This window comes from Halomonas campaniensis, from assembly GCF_002211105.1.
Classification (GTDB): domain Bacteria; phylum Pseudomonadota; class Gammaproteobacteria; order Pseudomonadales; family Halomonadaceae; genus Vreelandella; species Vreelandella campaniensis_A.
Window position 1 is genome coordinate 131,611 of the sequence record NZ_JPUA01000010.1, and the last position, 15,207, is coordinate 146,817.

Annotated in this window: 14 protein-coding genes; 3 read left to right on the forward strand and 11 right to left on the reverse strand. The window is 54.3% G+C overall.

All coding sequences use genetic code 11. From position 1 onward, the window contains the following. Positions 1-148 precede the first annotated feature (148 nt). The 8 genes from JI62_RS04075 to JI62_RS04110 form a co-directional block, all read right to left on the reverse strand. Positions 149-967, reverse strand: coding sequence for a DUF2189 domain-containing protein (locus JI62_RS04075; protein ID WP_088698947.1), 819 nt, complete (start codon positions 965-967; stop codon positions 149-151). Between the two features lie 328 nt (positions 968-1,295). Continuing rightward, entirely contained in the window at positions 1,296-1,724 is a 429-nt protein-coding gene (locus tag JI62_RS04080) for a universal stress protein (RefSeq protein WP_088698948.1), read from the reverse strand. A gap of 11 nt (positions 1,725-1,735) precedes the next feature. Then, the gene (locus tag JI62_RS04085; protein WP_088698949.1) at positions 1,736-4,330 is read right to left on the reverse strand and encodes a TRAP transporter permease; all 2,595 of its coding nucleotides are present in this window, start codon (positions 4,328-4,330) and stop codon (positions 1,736-1,738) included. Between the two features lie 156 nt (positions 4,331-4,486). After that, positions 4,487-5,467 (reverse strand): TAXI family TRAP transporter solute-binding subunit, encoded by a 981-nt coding sequence (locus JI62_RS04090; RefSeq protein ID WP_088698950.1) that lies wholly within the window; start codon positions 5,465-5,467, stop codon positions 4,487-4,489. A 323-nt stretch (positions 5,468-5,790) separates the two neighbouring features. Further along, entirely contained in the window at positions 5,791-7,098 is a 1,308-nt protein-coding gene (locus JI62_RS04095; RefSeq protein WP_088698951.1) for a TRAP transporter large permease, read from the reverse strand. Further along, positions 7,088-7,567, reverse strand: a complete 480-nt coding sequence (locus JI62_RS04100) for a TRAP transporter small permease (RefSeq protein ID WP_088698952.1) — start codon at positions 7,565-7,567, stop codon at positions 7,088-7,090. The genes JI62_RS04095 and JI62_RS04100 overlap by 11 nt, the downstream gene beginning before the upstream one ends. 61 nt (positions 7,568-7,628) lie before the next feature. Further along, complete coding sequence (locus JI62_RS04105; RefSeq protein ID WP_088698953.1) at positions 7,629-8,639, reverse strand: DctP family TRAP transporter solute-binding subunit; 1,011 nt, start codon at positions 8,637-8,639, stop codon at positions 7,629-7,631. A gap of 121 nt (positions 8,640-8,760) precedes the next feature. After that, the gene (locus JI62_RS04110; RefSeq protein ID WP_088698954.1) at positions 8,761-9,759 is read right to left on the reverse strand and encodes a LacI family DNA-binding transcriptional regulator; all 999 of its coding nucleotides are present in this window, start codon (positions 9,757-9,759) and stop codon (positions 8,761-8,763) included. Between the two features lie 268 nt (positions 9,760-10,027). Here JI62_RS04110 and JI62_RS04115 point away from each other — a divergent pair, with 268 nt between their 5' ends. Genes JI62_RS04115 through JI62_RS04125 form a run of 3 tightly spaced genes read left to right on the forward strand, consistent with a single transcriptional unit; the run spans position 10,028 to position 13,572 of the window. Next, entirely contained in the window at positions 10,028-11,206 is a 1,179-nt protein-coding gene (locus tag JI62_RS04115) for a Gfo/Idh/MocA family protein (protein ID WP_240513123.1), read from the forward strand. Positions 11,207-11,208: 2 nt separating this feature from the next. Continuing rightward, on the forward strand, positions 11,209-12,285 hold the full coding sequence (locus JI62_RS04120; RefSeq protein WP_088698955.1) for a sugar phosphate isomerase/epimerase family protein: 1,077 nt from the start codon (positions 11,209-11,211) through the stop codon (positions 12,283-12,285). Between the two features lie 60 nt (positions 12,286-12,345). Next, on the forward strand, positions 12,346-13,572 hold the full coding sequence (locus JI62_RS04125; protein WP_088698956.1) for a nucleoside permease: 1,227 nt from the start codon (positions 12,346-12,348) through the stop codon (positions 13,570-13,572). 138 nt (positions 13,573-13,710) lie between these two features. Here the strand turns inward: JI62_RS04125 and JI62_RS04130 are convergent, their stop codons facing one another. From JI62_RS04130 to JI62_RS04140, 3 genes are all read right to left on the reverse strand, one after another. Continuing rightward, positions 13,711-13,986, reverse strand: coding sequence for a type II toxin-antitoxin system RelE/ParE family toxin (locus JI62_RS04130; protein WP_088698957.1), 276 nt, complete (start codon positions 13,984-13,986; stop codon positions 13,711-13,713). Next, complete coding sequence (locus JI62_RS04135) at positions 13,983-14,255, reverse strand: CopG family ribbon-helix-helix protein (protein WP_088698958.1); 273 nt, start codon at positions 14,253-14,255, stop codon at positions 13,983-13,985. Before JI62_RS04135 ends, JI62_RS04130 begins: the two co-directional genes overlap by 4 nt. Before the next feature lie 137 nt (positions 14,256-14,392). Then, on the reverse strand, positions 14,393-15,196 hold the full coding sequence (locus tag JI62_RS04140) for a 3-keto-disaccharide hydrolase (RefSeq protein WP_088698959.1): 804 nt from the start codon (positions 15,194-15,196) through the stop codon (positions 14,393-14,395). Positions 15,197-15,207: the final 11 nt, after the last annotated feature.

The following is a 15,207-nucleotide window of genomic DNA, read 5'->3' on the forward strand; positions in this document are numbered from 1 at the left end:
GTAAACACCTCGCACAAGATCACGCTCAGGTTACATACCCAGGAGCAGCAGAAGAAGATAGCGTAAAGATTACGCCATCTCCTTGATCAGGTCAGGGCAAATACTATTTTTTTGGTCACTGAAGTGTTACTGGGTGCTCACAATTGAGTTACGATTTGATTTCCTCGAAGGGTTCAAAGCGCACTAACTCTTCGTAGGCGTGCCAACTGGCGTGGCCCAACACCGGCAGGATGAGCGCCAAGCCAATATAAAATGTCATGACGCCAACCAGAACACACAGGGTAAGAATCACCGCCCATAGCAGCATCACGCGGAAGTTACGTGCAACGCAACGTACGCTCGCTTCGATGCCTTCCATGAAGGTTAAGTCTTGATCCATCAGCGTAGGAATCGCTACAACGCTGATAGCAAAGGCGCCAAAGGCAAGAATGCCGCCTGCTACCGTACCGACTGCCAGCATCCCCAAACCTTCTGAGGTAGTCAGCAATGCGGTATAGAGCGAAGCAGGGCTGGGCACTTCAAAACCAAAAAACAGCGCAAACAGAAGGGTGGCCAAACGAATCCAAGCGAGGAAGAAGATCATCATCATGACCCCCATCATCGCCAACTGGCCTGCATGGGGTTTCCAACTGCCGAACGCGTCCCCCAGGTTAGGCACTTGTCCTCGCTCCAGCGCCCGGCTAATACCATAAGAGCCCACCGCCACCAGCGGGCCAATAAACATAAACCCTGCAATCATAGGCAGTAGCCAGTACCAATAGCCCAGTGTGAAAGCACCGAGGGTAATAGCAATACTCAAGCCCACCCAAAACATGCCATAAGAAAGGCTCACTACCGTAGCATGGCGAAAATCCTCAACGCCTGCAGCCAACCACGCCCTGGGTCGATCCAAACCGACCTTATTGATACTGATTTTCACACTGGGATGGTTCGAATGGTGGTTTGTTTTTGTTGTAGCCGCATTCATGGCATCACTCCTGTTGTTCCTGATATAGATCCTGGATTCAGGATTTACCTCTATCGCATCAACGTTCGATCTTCGCCGATGGATTAATGCCAAATTAATGGCTTAACGTTCTTCATTAATACTCTCTTAATGTAGCTGACCAATGCCCTTGAAGGATGGCACTTTGAGATACGCGTACAAAAAATCCACGAAATAGCTGAAAAGCGCCAATTAAATTGCTGCGTTAGCAAAAACAGATGTAGTCAAAAAGCGCTATAAATAGCCATAAAAAACTCCGAGCAGCTGCTGCCCGGAGTTTTTAGTTTTTCTTACGTGACGCTTTGACTATTTAGCGCACAATCATTACCGACATCTTGGCATGGTGCACCACGTGCTCGGCGTTGGGGCCGAGAACATAATCGACAAACTTCCGCTTATTGTGGGAGGCCATGACGATTAGGTCGACGTCCAATTTCTTACCAGCCTTGATGATGGCCTCCCATGGGGAGCCATCCACAATGACACTTTGCACCTGAATATCGTCAGGCACATTCGTCTTAATGAACTCATGAAGCGCATCGCTGATCGCCACATGTGCTTTTTTAGTGAAGTCCTTGGGAAAGTAGGAGCCCACCATGGGCATACGATAGTCCGGCAGCACCGTGAGTACATGAAGCGAGGCGCCGAAAGTGCGACATAGCGTCAGGGCTGTGGGCAGCGCCTTTGACCAGGAAGACTCCTCGTTAAGATCCACCGGTAACATAATCTTGCTGTACATGGCACTCTCCTTCATGCAGTGGCAGCAGCTTGCGTGTTATCACGACGCCGACGCTGCATCAATACAATCAGCCCAAAGACCAAGAAGGCAGGGATCCACATTAGCTCCTTAGTCCAACGGTCGACGGGGGCCAGAACCTCAATAATTTCTTGATCGAAATCGAAACCGAGCTCTGCCGCTTGGCTACCGTAGGTCACCATATCAACGGTGGCCTTGCCATCCTCAATAAAGAGCTCCATGCCCAGGTTATCGAGACGCTCCTGCCCTGTTTCGCCTTCAGGTACCGGTAGCGTCATGTAAGTGGTCATGGGATCGCCATAATCATCAAGACCCGCAATTTGCAAACGCAAAGTAGAGTCTTCGTCCACATCACCTAGCGCTTCGACGAATTGTGCGGGCGGGATGGATTCATAGGGGTCATGAATCATATCCATCCAGAAACCGGGCCGGAACAGCGTGAACGCAATCAGTAGCAGCACGATAGACTCATACCAGCGGTTGCGCGTAATCATAAAGCCCTGGGTCGCGGCGGCGAAAATCAGCATGGCGATGGTCGACACCACAAAGATCAGCCCCCCCTGAAGGAAGGTCACATCGATAAGTAGCAGATCGGTATTAAAGATAAACAGAAACGGCAGCGCCGCGGTACGAAGGCTGTAATAGAACGCCTGGAAACCGGTTCGAATGGGATCACCACCGGAGACTGCCGCCGCCGCAAAGGAGGCCAGCCCCACCGGCGGGGTAACATCGGCCATGATGCCGAAGTAGAACACGAATAGATGCACCGCAATCAATGGTACCAGTAAGCCATTTTCAGCGCCCAGGTTGACGATGACCGGTGCCAATAGTGCCGATACGACGATGTAGTTTGCTGTCGTAGGCAGCCCCATGCCGAGGATCAAGCTAAGCACTGCGGTAAGCAGTAAGATGAGCATCAGGTTGCCCATGGCCAGTGTTTCCACCACCTCGGCCAGCACTAGCCCTACCCCGGTCTGGGAGACGGCACCGACGATGATACCGGCGGTGGCTGTGGCAATACCGATGCCGATCATGTTGCGGGCGCCGGTGACCAGGCCATTCCAAAGATCCATCACGCCCTCCTGAAGATCAGCCCTCATATCGCTGCGTCCGCGAAAGATTGACGTGATGGGTCGCTGGGTCAGAATAATGAAAATCATAAATATGGTGGCCCAAAAAGCTGACAGCCCCGGCGACAAACGCTCCACCATTAGACACCAGACCAGCACAATGACCGGCAGGATATATTGCAAACCTACCAGCACCGTCGGCTTAGTTTGCGGCAGGGAATAGATCGGCTCATTAGGGTCATCAAGTTCGAGCTCGGGGTAACCAGCTGCCAACTTGAGCAGGGCAATATAAATGACCGTAAGTCCAACAGCTACAACCCAAGGGGTTGCATCCCCCAGTACCGGCTTGAGCCAGCCAAGGCCGTAATAAACGGCCAGGGCGGTGACCATCATCAGTAGCAAACCACCGAGAAAGCCGATCACTTTATTGACCAGCGGCTTAGGTGGGTTACTGCTTTGCAGCCCCTGCATATTGGCCTTAAGGGCCTCAAGGTGAACGATGTAGACCAACGCAATATAGGAGATCAGCGCGGGCAGGAAGGCATGCTTAATCACCTCAACATAAGAGATACCCACATACTCGACCATCAAGAAAGCGGCCGCCCCCATAACCGGAGGCATAATCTGACCATTGACCGATGATGCCACTTCGACAGCACCCGCCTTTTCCGCGGAAAACCCAACGCGTTTCATCATCGGCACCGTAAAAGTACCGGTGGTTACCACATTGGCAATCGAGGAGCCGGAAATCAGACCGGTCATGGCCGAGGCCACCACAGCAGCTTTTGCCGGCCCGCCGCGATAGTGACCCAGTAACGAGAAAGCCACCTTGATAAAGTAGTTGCCAGCGCCAGCCTTATCGAGCAGGGCACCGAACAACACAAACAGGAACACGAAGCTGGTTGATACCCCCAGGGCGATACCGAAGACCCCCTGAGTCGTCAACCACTGGTGGTTAATCAAGCCAAAAAGGCTCACTCCACCATGGGAAAGAATACCCGGCATCCAAGGGCCAGCCAGGCTATAGAGAAGAAAAACCGAGGCCACAATCATTAACGGTGGGCCAAGCGCTCGACGCGTCGCCTCCAGCAGCAGCAGTATCCCGGCTATACCAATAATAACGTCCTGTAGTATCGGCGCGCCGGGGCGCTGGGATAACTGCTCGTAAAACATAAACATGTAAGCGCCACAAAACGCTGCCGCTGCTGCAAGCACCCAATCCTGAATCGGAACACGGTCGCGCGGAGAGCGCTTAAGTGCTGGGTAGGCCATATACGCCAGAAAAAGCGCAAAGGCCAAGTGAATAGAACGGGCTTCAGTGGCACTAAATACGCCAAACCCAAGAACGAAGGGTATTGGCGATGCTATCCACAATTGAAAAAGAGACCACACTGCCGCAATGCTTACCAAAAGCTTTCCAGGCATGCCGGCTGGCTTGCGGGCTCCAGTGTCGCTGGAGGCGACCATATCCTCCAAGTCTACTCCGTCTCCCGAAGGCCTGTTCTTATCGTCTGTCATCTGCCTGCCCCGCTCCGAGTCGATTGACGCATCATTGCCATATCGAAATGCCCTATCAACATTCTAAACGCCCTATCAACATTCTAAACCAAAATGCGCGGCACCCTTGGGTAACCGCGCATTTCTTACTAAGGCATTAATACCTTAGACCTTGGATTACTCAATCCAGCCTTGTTCACGGTAATAACGCGCTGCCCCATCGTGCAACGGTGCGGAAAGACCTTGAGTCACCATCTCTTCCGGCACAAGATTCTCGAAGGCAGGATGTAAACGCTTGAAACGATCGAAGTTGTCAAAAACCGCCTTAACGGTCTGATAGATCACTTCTTCGTCAGCCTCAGCGGTGGTGACAAAGGTCGCTGCCACGCCGAAGGTTTCGACATCTTCGTCATTGCCGCGATACAGACCACCCGGAATGACCGATGCGGAGTAGTAGGGGTATTCATCGACGATACCTTGAATGTCTTCGTCGTTCAGCGGTATCAAGCGAGCATCAACGGTGGTGGTCGCTTCCTGGATGGAGCCATTAGGGTGACCCACCACATAAACCATGGCATCGACGTTATTATCGGCCAGTGCCGCCGCCTGCTCGGCAGCATCAAGCTGAGATGCCAGGGAGAATGTATCTTCAGTCCAGCCCTTGGCGTCCATCACCACTTCCATGGTGTTGCGCTGGCCAGAACCCGGGTTACCAATGTTGACGCGCTTGCCTTCCAAATCATCAAGCGTCTCGATGCCAGAGTCAGCCCGCGCAAGCAGCGTCAACGGCTCACCGTGGACACGGAATACCGCACGCAGCTCTTCGTAGGGCTCGCCTTCAAAATTGCCAGTACCATTGTAAGCTTGATACTGAACATCGGATTGAGCAACACCCATGTCCAGCTCACCGGACTTAATGCCATTGATATTGGCAACAGAGCCGCCGGTAGAAGGAGCATTACACTTAATATCGCTGTCTTCGAGACGATTTACCAAACGGCAGATCGACTGACCCACGACGTAGTAAACGCCGGTTTGGCCACCGGTGCCGATGGTGATGAATTGCTCGTCATCCTGTGCCATTGCCGGTGAGGCGAAGGCAGCGGCGGCAAGTAGCGCACCGGAGAAGGCAGTAGTGGAAAATACATGGCGTTTCATGAACACACCTCTTTGTATTGATGTTATGAGCGTATTTGATGTTACGAGCATCGCGCGCTTTGGTCTCACCTGATGAACCGTTCCCTCAGGTGCCCTTGACCCAAAACGTTTTTAAGACATTCTATTTTCAAGACAAACGGTTACAGGCGAGACATGGCTGCCTGCTAACACTACTTTAGCGAAAAAAACCTAATTAGCGAAATGTAATACGCTAAATAATGAATTTCGATGTCGTCTAATACACAGTGTAGCGCTCTTAATCGTTTAGGGAGCGTTAACTGCTATACCGCCTTTGCATAAGGTAGGCAAAAGGGTAAACCAAATTAGTCAACGTTATAGCCCAAAACGCGCGGCAGCCACAGCGCAATAGCGGGAAAAATCGCCACCAGCGCTAACGCACAGCCCATGGCAACGACAAACAGCAGCGCCCATCCAATGGTCTGCTCTAAACGAATTTTGGCCACTTCGGTGGTCACCATCAAATTCACCGCCACCGGCGGGGTAAATTGGCCAATAGCAATGTTCATTGCCAATAGAATGCCAAACCACACAGGGTTCCACTCAAAGTGCTGCATGACGGGGATCAAAATCGGCATCATGATCAGATAGATGGAGATCGCATCCAGCAGCATCCCAGCCACCAGCACCGCGAGCATCACCAGGATCAGCAACAGCACGCCGTTATCGGTCAAGCTGATAATCCACTCCGCTAAATGGCGGAACGTACCCAGCATGGTGCCCGCCCAGGCAAAGATACCCGCCAGGGCGATAATCAGCATCACCACGCCTGAAATAATCGCTGCCTCCCCCAGCAGTTCCCATAAATCGCGCAGCGACAGCTCGCGGGTCAAAAACAGCCCGACAATCGCGCCATAAGCCACGGCTACCACCGCTGCTTCGGTAGGGGTAAACAAGCCTGAACGCAAACCACCCAAAATCAATACCGGTGCAAACAGCGCCGGTATCGCCTGCTTAAACGTAGTACGTATGCTTAGCCGTTCGGCGCCCTCTACCGGCGTGCCGCCCTCCCAACCGTAGCGTTTGGAAACGAGCATAGCAGGCACCAATAGCGCCAGTCCGGCCAGAATACCGGGGAATAGACCTGCCGCGAACAGTGCGCGCAAATCGACGCCCGGCACCACGATTGAGTAGAGAATAAGCGCTACTGAAGGCGGGATAAGAATCGCCGTTGAGGCAGAGGCGGCAATCAGCGTGGCGGAAAACGGCTTGGGATAGCCCGCTTTGGTCATACTCGGCAGCATCACCATCGCCACCGCTGCCGCATCGGCAGGGCCTGAGCCGCTCATACCGCCCATGATCATACACACCAGCACCGCTACCAAGGCCAAGCCGCCATGGCGCGGGCCAATCAATGCCTGGGCAAAGCGCACCAAGCGCAGCGCCACACCAGAGCGTTCAAAAATAAGCCCTGTTAAGATAAACAGCGGAATCGCAATGAGCGGGTACTTGGCGATGCTGTTATAGGTGTTGGTGCCCATCGTCGCGAGCATGTCCGGCGACAAACCCAGCACGATGCCAACGGCCCCGGAGAGCGCCAGCGAAAACGCCACCGGCACCCCCGCTATCAGCAAACCCGCAAACGCCAGTATCATCCACACATCAGGGCTCATCGGTGAGCCTCCCCGTTAAACGGTCGGCGGTTTGCTGGCATAAGCGCCACACCATGGCCGCAGAGAGCACGGGCAGCCAGACTAAATACCACCACTGAGGCAAGCCAAGCCCTGGTGACAGCGACTCCCACTGATACTCTTGCCACGCCAGCTTGCCGCCATACCAGGTAATCAAGCCCAGCACAGTGAGACCGCAAAGCGCTTGAAAAAGGATCAATGCGGAACGGTATTTGGGGGGCAGCGCCCGTTCCAGAAAGCCAATGCGAATATGGCGGTTACGCCGCAGCGCCACTGAGGCGCCTGCAAAGGTCAGTACGACCAGCAAAAATACAGAAAACTCTTCGGTAAATGAAAAAGAGCCGCCGGTTAAGTAGCGAGTAATCACATTACCCAGACTAATCAATGAGATAATGATTAATGCCAGCGCGCCCAGCCAACGCTCAGGGCGCGCATCAGGAAAGCCTTTCATGGCAGCCTCATAGCAAAAAACTCCCAGCCTTAAAGACCGGGAGTTTGAACATCAAAGGTAATTAGCGCGCGTCGATAGCGGCTTGTGCAGCCTCTACCACTTCTTCGCCAATCCGCGGCGCCCATTTTTCGTAAACGGACTGAGTGGCATCGACAAACGCCTGGTACTGCTCATCGGAAAGCTCGGTCACTGTGACACCGCGCTCTTGAATTGCCGCAAGACGCTCGCCCTCTTCTTCGCGGGTCATGGCGATTTCCCACTCACCCGCTTCTACCGCGGTTTCACGCAGCAGAGTTTGCTGCTCTTCGCTCAATGTTTGCCAGACCTGCTGATTGACCGCAAAAATCAGCGGGTCATTCATATAGTTCCACAGCGTCAAATGCTCCTGACCGACCTGATCAATGCGCGCGACGTCAAACACCGAAAGCGGATTTTCCTGGCCATCTACTGCGCCGGTGGTCAGCGCGGGCTGCGCGTCGGTCCAGCTCATTTGGGTTGGGTCGGCGCCCAATGCCGAGAAAGTATCCTGGAACAGCGGCGAGCCAACAACGCGGATTTTCAGGCCGTCCAAGTCGTCTGGCTGGCTAATGGGCCCACGAGAATTGGAAACCTGGCGGAAACCGTTTTCCCCCCAGGCCAGCGGAATAACGCCACGGGACTCGATTGCTTCAAACACCAACTCCCCTGCTTCCCCACCGGTAACCGCATCGACGGCGGCTTCATCGGGAATGAAGAAGGGTAAAGAGAACAAGTTAAGTTCCGGCACCTGGGGCGACCAGTTAATGGTCGAGCCCACCGCCGCGTCGATTAACCCAGAACGCATGGCAGAGAATTCACGGGTTTGATCGCCGGAAACCAGTTGTGAATTTGGATACACCCGCAGCGTTAATTCACCGCCACTGCGTTCTTCCACCAGTTCTGCCCACTTCTCCGCCGCCTGCCCCCAGGGGAAAGCGTCAGACAGAACGGTGGAAACCGAAAGTTCGCGTGCTTGTGCAGAAAGGGAGGCGGAAAGCAGTGCCGCACCGGCCAAGCCAGCGGTGAAGTGAGCTATTGAGCGTGTCAGCGTCATGGTAGATCCTTTTTTAGCTATTTTTATGGTGTGCGTTGGGTAGTGTGCGTGGATAGCAGCTGTGAGGCTTTTTGATAAAGCCCCACTTATTGTATGCACTTAGCGCGCGAAAGAAAGACGCCTAAGGTCGGCATGCCGCTGTGCTTTTTCTGGATACCAGAGAGTAAGGCAACATCAGATTATTAACTTGCCGCCCTTCCAGCACCTCGATCAACATCGCAACGGCTTCGCGTCCGAAGGTTTCGGCCGGTTGGGCAATCGTGGTTAGCGGCGGGTCGCTATAGGAAGCAAACGCGATATCGTCGAAACCCGCCACCGAAATGTCCTCCGGAACGCGTAGTCCCGCTTCCTTGATACGGCTCATGGCACCTATGGCCATTTCATCGCTTTCACAAAAAATGGCTGAGGGACGCTCCGCTAAAGCGATAAGCGTTTCAGCCGCCTGATAGCCAGAAAGGGGCGTGAAATCACCAGGACAAAGCAGTCTCTCATCTAACGGAATGCCCGCCGCGCTCAACGCATCCTGGTAGCCTTGTTGGCGGTCACGGGTCAAGGGGCTGCGCCGTGGGCCCTTTATCATGCCTATTCGCCGATGCCCCAGGGCGATCAAGTGCTCAGTGACCTCACGCGCCGCCGCGCGGTTATCCAGTTTAACGGTGGGGCACGGCGCATCATCCAGCACCTCGCAGGCATTGATCATTGGCAATGGAGACCCAGCGGGAAAGGCATTTTCGGAAAAAGGATTGAAAGCACGCAGCTGGATCACACCATCCGCCTGGCGCGTACTGACTAAGCTGGCGTATTGGGTTTCCATCGCTTCATTACCCAGCGTATTACACAGCAGAACGCCGTAGCCGCGCTCCTGGGCCGCTTCCTGAATACCGCTGATTACCCGCGCAAAGAAAGTATTTGCGATAGTGGGTACTAAAACCACCAGGTTATAAGTGCGCTGGGAGCGAAACTGCACGGCCATCAAATTAGGCTTGTAGCCCGCTTGATCAACGGCCCTCAGCACTTTTTCCCGGGTGGTGGGCGAGACGATATCCGGCGACTTTAACGTCCGTGATACTGTCGCCACCGACACGCCCGCCAATTCGGCGACCTTACGTATATTGGTCATGGCCTCCCTTATTGCTCTGTGATCGCCGACTTTTCTTACCAGCCAAGCAGATGTTTCCGCGGTGCTATTCATCTCAGCTTAACGTATCCCAACGTTAAACTCAGCGCGCTATTTTCCGGCACGTTTTCAACACCATATACCTTTGTCTCATTGACGCTCGCAGCATCAAGACTTAGTTTCAAAACAAATGTAACCGGTTACATTTCCATCAAAAGTACAACCACCGCGAATATAAACAAACTCAGTTTATTAGAACAGGAGCCTCTCTATGCCGCGACCCACTCCCCCCCGTATCCGCTTAGGCATGATCGGCGGCGGCCAAGGGGCGTTTATCGGCCAGGTTCACCGCTTAGCCGCCCGCCTCGATGATACTTGCGAGCTAGTGTGTGGTGCCTTTAGCCGCTCGGCGGATAATAACCAGTTGACCGGCGAAGCTTGCCACCTAGCCGAAGAGCGTGTGTACGCTGACTGGCAGCAGTTACTCGAAGGCGAGCAGCAACTTCCCGCCGAACAACGCATGCAGTTATTGGTGATCGCCACCCCCAATCACCTTCACGTGCCAATCGCGGAAGCGGCCATGCAGGCAGGCTTTCATGTGTTCTGCGAAAAACCGGCGGCAGTATCGCTCCAAGAAGCGCAGCGCTTAGCAGAAAGCTGGCATACCAGCGGCTGCCTGTATGGCTTGGCGCATACCTACTTAGGCTACCCCATGGTATGGCAAGCCCGGGAAATGGTCAGCGAGGGCCAAATAGGTAGCATTCGCAAAATTCATGTGGAGTACCCCCAGGGCTGGCTAGGCGAGCGTCTAGAACAGCAGGGTAATAAGCAGGCCGCGTGGCGCACCGACCCTTCACTCGCAGGTATCAGCGGCTGCATGGCCGACATTGGCACTCATGCGTTTGGTCTCGCTGAGTTTATCTCCGGGCATCGTGTTAGCGAGCTATGCGCCTTGCTTACTAGCCACGCCGACGGCCGCCAACTGGACGACGATGGCGATGTACTGCTGCGCACTGATCAAGGCGCCAGCGGAACCCTCATTGCCAGCCAGGTCTGCAGCGGGGAAGAGAACGCACTTAAAATTCGCATTTACGGTGATCAAGGGGCGCTGGAGTGGCACCAAATGGAGCCCAACAGCCTGCTACACCGCCCGCTTCAAGCACCGATGCGCACCCTCCGTGCGGGCATCGACCAACCCGACCTTTCCCCCAGCGCGCTGCAGCGCTTGCGCCTACCCGGCGGCCACCCTGAGGGGTATCTGGAAGCACTCGGCAACCTTTACCGCGACTTCGCCCACGCCATTCATCAGGATCAGCACGGGGACGTTGATGGCGTTCCCGGTATGACCTCCGGGCTACGTGGCATGGCGTTTATCGAGGCAGTCACCACCAGCGCCAAAAGCGAACAGAAATGGACACCGCTGCCCGCGACACAACTACCAGGAGCCTAATCATGCCCAACACCCATCAAGGCATCCGCGGGCCCGCCATTTTCCTGGCCCAGTTTATCGGCGACGAAGCGCCTTTCGATAGCCTCGACGGTATCGCTCGCTGGGCGGCCGAACAGGGCTATCAAGCCATTCAGTTACCCACTGTCGATAGTCGTTTTATCGACTTGCGCAAGGCCGCTGAAAGCCAAAGTTACTGCGATGAGTTAAACGCCCGCTGCGAAAAAGCCGGCGTTGTGATCAGCGAACTCTCTACCCACTTACAGGGCCAACTGGTCGCCGTGCATCCCGCTTGCGACGACTTATTCGATGATTTCGCCCCCGCTGAACTACACGGCAAGCCCCAGGAGCGTACCGAGTGGGCCATTGAGCAGCTAAAACTGGCTGCCAAAGCCAGTCATCGGCTTGGCTTAACGGCCCACGCGACGTTCTCCGGGGCGCTGCTATGGCCCTTCGTTTACCCCTGGCCCCAGCGTCCCGAGGGGCTAGTCGAAGAAGGTTTTAATGAGCTGGCCCGGCGGTGGCGGCCAATTCTGGATGCCTTTGACGAGGCAGGCGTTGATCTGTGCTTTGAAATTCACCCAGGCGAGGATCTTCACGACGGCGCATCTTTCGAGCGCTTCCAGGCGGCAGTGGACAACCATCCACGGGCGAAAATTCTTTATGACCCCAGCCACTTACTGCTCCAGCAGCTCGACTATCTCGAGTTTATCGACCGCTACCACGAGCGTATCGGCATGTTCCACGTTAAAGACGCTGAATTTAACCCCAATGGCCGCAGCGGCGTTTATGGCGGTTACCAGGGTTGGGTAGAACGCCCTGGGCGCTTCCGTTCATTAGGCGATGGGCAGATCGATTTCAGTGGGATTTTTAGCCGCCTGACGCAGTACGGATTTGATGGCTGGGCGGTGCTTGAGTGGGAGTGCTGCATTAAAGACGCCTCTCAGGGCGCTGCAGAGGGCGCGCCTTTTATCGAGGCCCATCTGATTCAACCCGCCGGACGCGCTTTCGATGATTTTGCCGGTGTCACCACCAGTGTTTCGCGCAACCGCCGAATTCTTGGCCTTCCTTCACACCGCTAATTGACGGTTTTAAATCAAGACAGCAATCACAAACACACAACCACAACAAAGGATCACGTCATGGCTATGATACGCACACGACTCAGCATCATGATGTTTTTGCAGTTCTTTATCTGGGGCGGCTGGTTTGTCACCCTGGGCACCTTTCTGGCCAATAACCTCAACGCCAGCGGTGGCCAGATTGGCATGGCTTTCTCTACCCAATCCTGGGGAGCGATTATTGCCCCTTTCATTATTGGCTTGATCGCTGACCGTTATTTCAACGCCGAGCGTATTCTCGGTGTTCTGCACTTGGCGGGCGCTGCGTTAATGTACGGCCTGTACGTCGCCAGCGATTTCAGCACTTTCTACCCGCTGGTGTTGATGTATATGATTATCTACATGCCGACACTGGCGCTGGTTAACTCGGTCTCCTTCCGCCAAATGAGCGACCCAGGCCAGGAGTTCGCTAAAATCCGCGTGTGGGGAACCATTGGCTGGATTATCGCGGGTCTGGGGATCAGCTACTTATTCGCCTGGGACTCTTCCCAAGGCATCGCCGACGGCATGCTGCGTAACACCTTCTTGATGTGTGCCATCGCGTCTTTAGCGCTTGGCCTATATAGCTTTAGCCTTCCCGCGACGCCGCCGAAAGCAGATGGCCCGGTGGGCTTAAAAGAAGTGCTAGGGCTAGATGCGCTGGCCCTGCTAAAAGACCGCAACTACGCCATCTTCTTTATTGCCTCTATTCTGATTTGTATTCCGCTGGCGTTTTATTACCAAAACGCCAACCCCTTTCTCGCAGAGATCGGCGTAACCAATCCAACCGGCAAAATGACCCTGGGCCAGGTATCGGAAGTGCTGTTTATGCTGTTGCTACCGGTCTTTATTCATCGCTTTGGTATCAAGAAGACCTTATTGATCGGCATGCTGGCCTGGGCACTGCGCTATGCGCTATTTGCGTTCGGTAACGCCGACGAAATGGTGTTTATGCTCCTGATCGGTATTGCACTGCATGGCGTGTGTTACGACTTCTTCTTCGTCACCGGCCAAATCTACACCGATGCCCGCGCAGGAGAGAAGTTTAAAAGCTCTGCCCAAGGCATGATCACGCTGGCCACTTACGGGGTAGGCATGCTGATAGGCTTCTGGGTCGCTGGCCAGATTACCGACCACTTCTCCACCAACGGCGCGCACGATTGGCAAGGCATCTGGATGTTCCCTGCAGTCTTTGCTATCGCAGTGCTGGTGCTGTTTTTCCTCACCTTTAAAAACGATAAAAGCGTAACGGCTAAGCCTGAACTGTAAGGGTATAGAACTCAAAGATAGCCGGGCGCTTTGGCAGCGTTTGGCTATCTTAGTTACAGTGAAGGCTTAAAGCATGGTTCTGCAGCAACGCTTAAGTCATGAACCAAAGGAAAAAGTTACGGCAAAAGCCGTTAGGGCCTAGCGCTCACTTTCCAGTTCGTGCCATACACGCAAAATAATGATGACGCTCGCATGCACTGAATAGCGAATAACGTACTTATCAAAGACCATGTCACGAACGGAATCCGGTGCCATTTCAACCGGCGTTCCCATTTTGGGGAAGTCTGGCAGTAAGTTGATTTTACCGACCAGCTCTGCAGCTATCCTGCCTGCTGCAGAAGGATTATGGATGGCGATGAACTCTCTAAGGCGCTGCAAATCTTCAATGGCTTCATCCGTGTAAACCAGTTTCACCTACCCGACCTCGGCGCATCCTGCTCATTTTCCGTTCCCCAGCTATTGAGCCAACGATGCACCTCGCTGCTATCAACCACCTTACCCTGTGCGGCAGACTCCATTGCCTCCAGCGTTTGCTTCCAACGCTCTTGCTCAAGCTGTTGTTTCTCGATGTATTCCGATAACGCCTGATTGATCACCCAGCCTTTGCTCCGGTGGAGCCTGCCAGCAATAGCTTCCAGATGCTGTTCAACATCCGCCTGAAGACGAACTGTAGTGACACCCATATCTATACCCTCACCCCTGATGACTACAATGTATTACAGCATAGTCAATAAGAGCGGTGCAGAAAAGCCCAGCCCCCCGATACTATCTAGCATCAGAAGACTGGGCTTGCTCACTGAGGGTGCTTAAAAGCGCTCTGCTATAACTCTCTCACCCAGACATTCCGAAAGCTAACGTCCGCATCGTGATCCTGCAGGTAAATAGGTGCGCAGCCGTGGGCTTCGTCGTAGTTGGGTTCGCCAATCCACTCGGTGGTGCCTTGCACTTCAGCATGGTGCTGCACCACTACACCGTTATGCAGAACGGTGATGTAGGCAGGCGATTCAAGGGCGCCTTCATCATCAAAACGTGGCGCGGTGTATAGGATGTTGTAACTCTGCCACTCACCGGGTGGGCGCGATGCGTTGACGAGTGGAATATGCTGTTTATAGATGGATGCCGCCTGGCCGTTGGCATAAGTCGGGTTGTCGTAGGAGTCCAGCACTTGGACTTCATAGCGTTCCTGCAGAAAGACGCCGCTATTGCCCCGATCTTGGCCCTCCATACCTTCAATATCCTCAGGGGAGCGCCACTCCAGGTAGAGCTGCACGTCACAGAAATCCTGGCGTGTGCGAATGCCTCCCGCACCGCGATTTACCGTCATGGCGCCGTCATCCACGTGCCACTCGGCTGGCCCACCCTCTTCGCCCTCCCAGGCGTCTAAGTCGGTGCCATCGAATAGCACGATGGCATCGGAGGGAACACCATCGTCAGGCACTGCAACGCTTGCGGGCACTGGCTCCCATACTTCGGTTTTAGCGGATTGCTCCTCGGGTGTCAGTGTCTCATTCGATGCGCCCTCCTGTGCTGCGCTGTCGAATGCCAACAAACTGCCGCAGGCCAATAGGCAAAGCGTCTGAGCATAGGAGTAAGGCTTAAGTTTTTGCGTAAGTTGATTTTTCATCATGTTCTCCG

Excerpts from the sequence above, each read along its gene's own strand:
- JI62_RS04085 (WP_088698949.1), bottom strand. The coding sequence starts at position 4,330 with ATGACAGACGATAAGAACAGGCCTTCGGGAGACGGAGTAGACTTGGAG.
- JI62_RS04080 (WP_088698948.1), bottom strand. The coding sequence starts at position 1,724 with ATGTACAGCAAGATTATGTTACCGGTGGATCTTAACGAGGAGTCTTCC.
- JI62_RS04135 (WP_088698958.1), bottom strand. The coding sequence starts at position 14,255 with ATGGGTGTCACTACAGTTCGTCTTCAGGCGGATGTTGAACAGCATCTG.
- JI62_RS04090 (WP_088698950.1), bottom strand. The coding sequence starts at position 5,467 with ATGAAACGCCATGTATTTTCCACTACTGCCTTCTCCGGTGCGCTACTT.
- JI62_RS04105 (WP_088698953.1), bottom strand. The coding sequence starts at position 8,639 with ATGACGCTGACACGCTCAATAGCTCACTTCACCGCTGGCTTGGCCGGT.
- JI62_RS04095 (WP_088698951.1), bottom strand. The coding sequence starts at position 7,098 with ATGAGCCCTGATGTGTGGATGATACTGGCGTTTGCGGGTTTGCTGATA.
- JI62_RS04075 (WP_088698947.1), bottom strand. The coding sequence starts at position 967 with ATGAATGCGGCTACAACAAAAACAAACCACCATTCGAACCATCCCAGT.
- JI62_RS04120 (WP_088698955.1), top strand. The coding sequence starts at position 11,209 with ATGCCCAACACCCATCAAGGCATCCGCGGGCCCGCCATTTTCCTGGCC.
- JI62_RS04100 (WP_088698952.1), bottom strand. The coding sequence starts at position 7,567 with ATGAAAGGCTTTCCTGATGCGCGCCCTGAGCGTTGGCTGGGCGCGCTG.
- JI62_RS04115 (WP_240513123.1), top strand. The coding sequence starts at position 10,028 with ATGCCGCGACCCACTCCCCCCCGTATCCGCTTAGGCATGATCGGCGGC.
- JI62_RS04140 (WP_088698959.1), bottom strand. The coding sequence starts at position 15,196 with ATGAAAAATCAACTTACGCAAAAACTTAAGCCTTACTCCTATGCTCAG.
- JI62_RS04110 (WP_088698954.1), bottom strand. The coding sequence starts at position 9,759 with ATGACCAATATACGTAAGGTCGCCGAATTGGCGGGCGTGTCGGTGGCG.
- JI62_RS04125 (WP_088698956.1), top strand. The coding sequence starts at position 12,346 with ATGGCTATGATACGCACACGACTCAGCATCATGATGTTTTTGCAGTTC.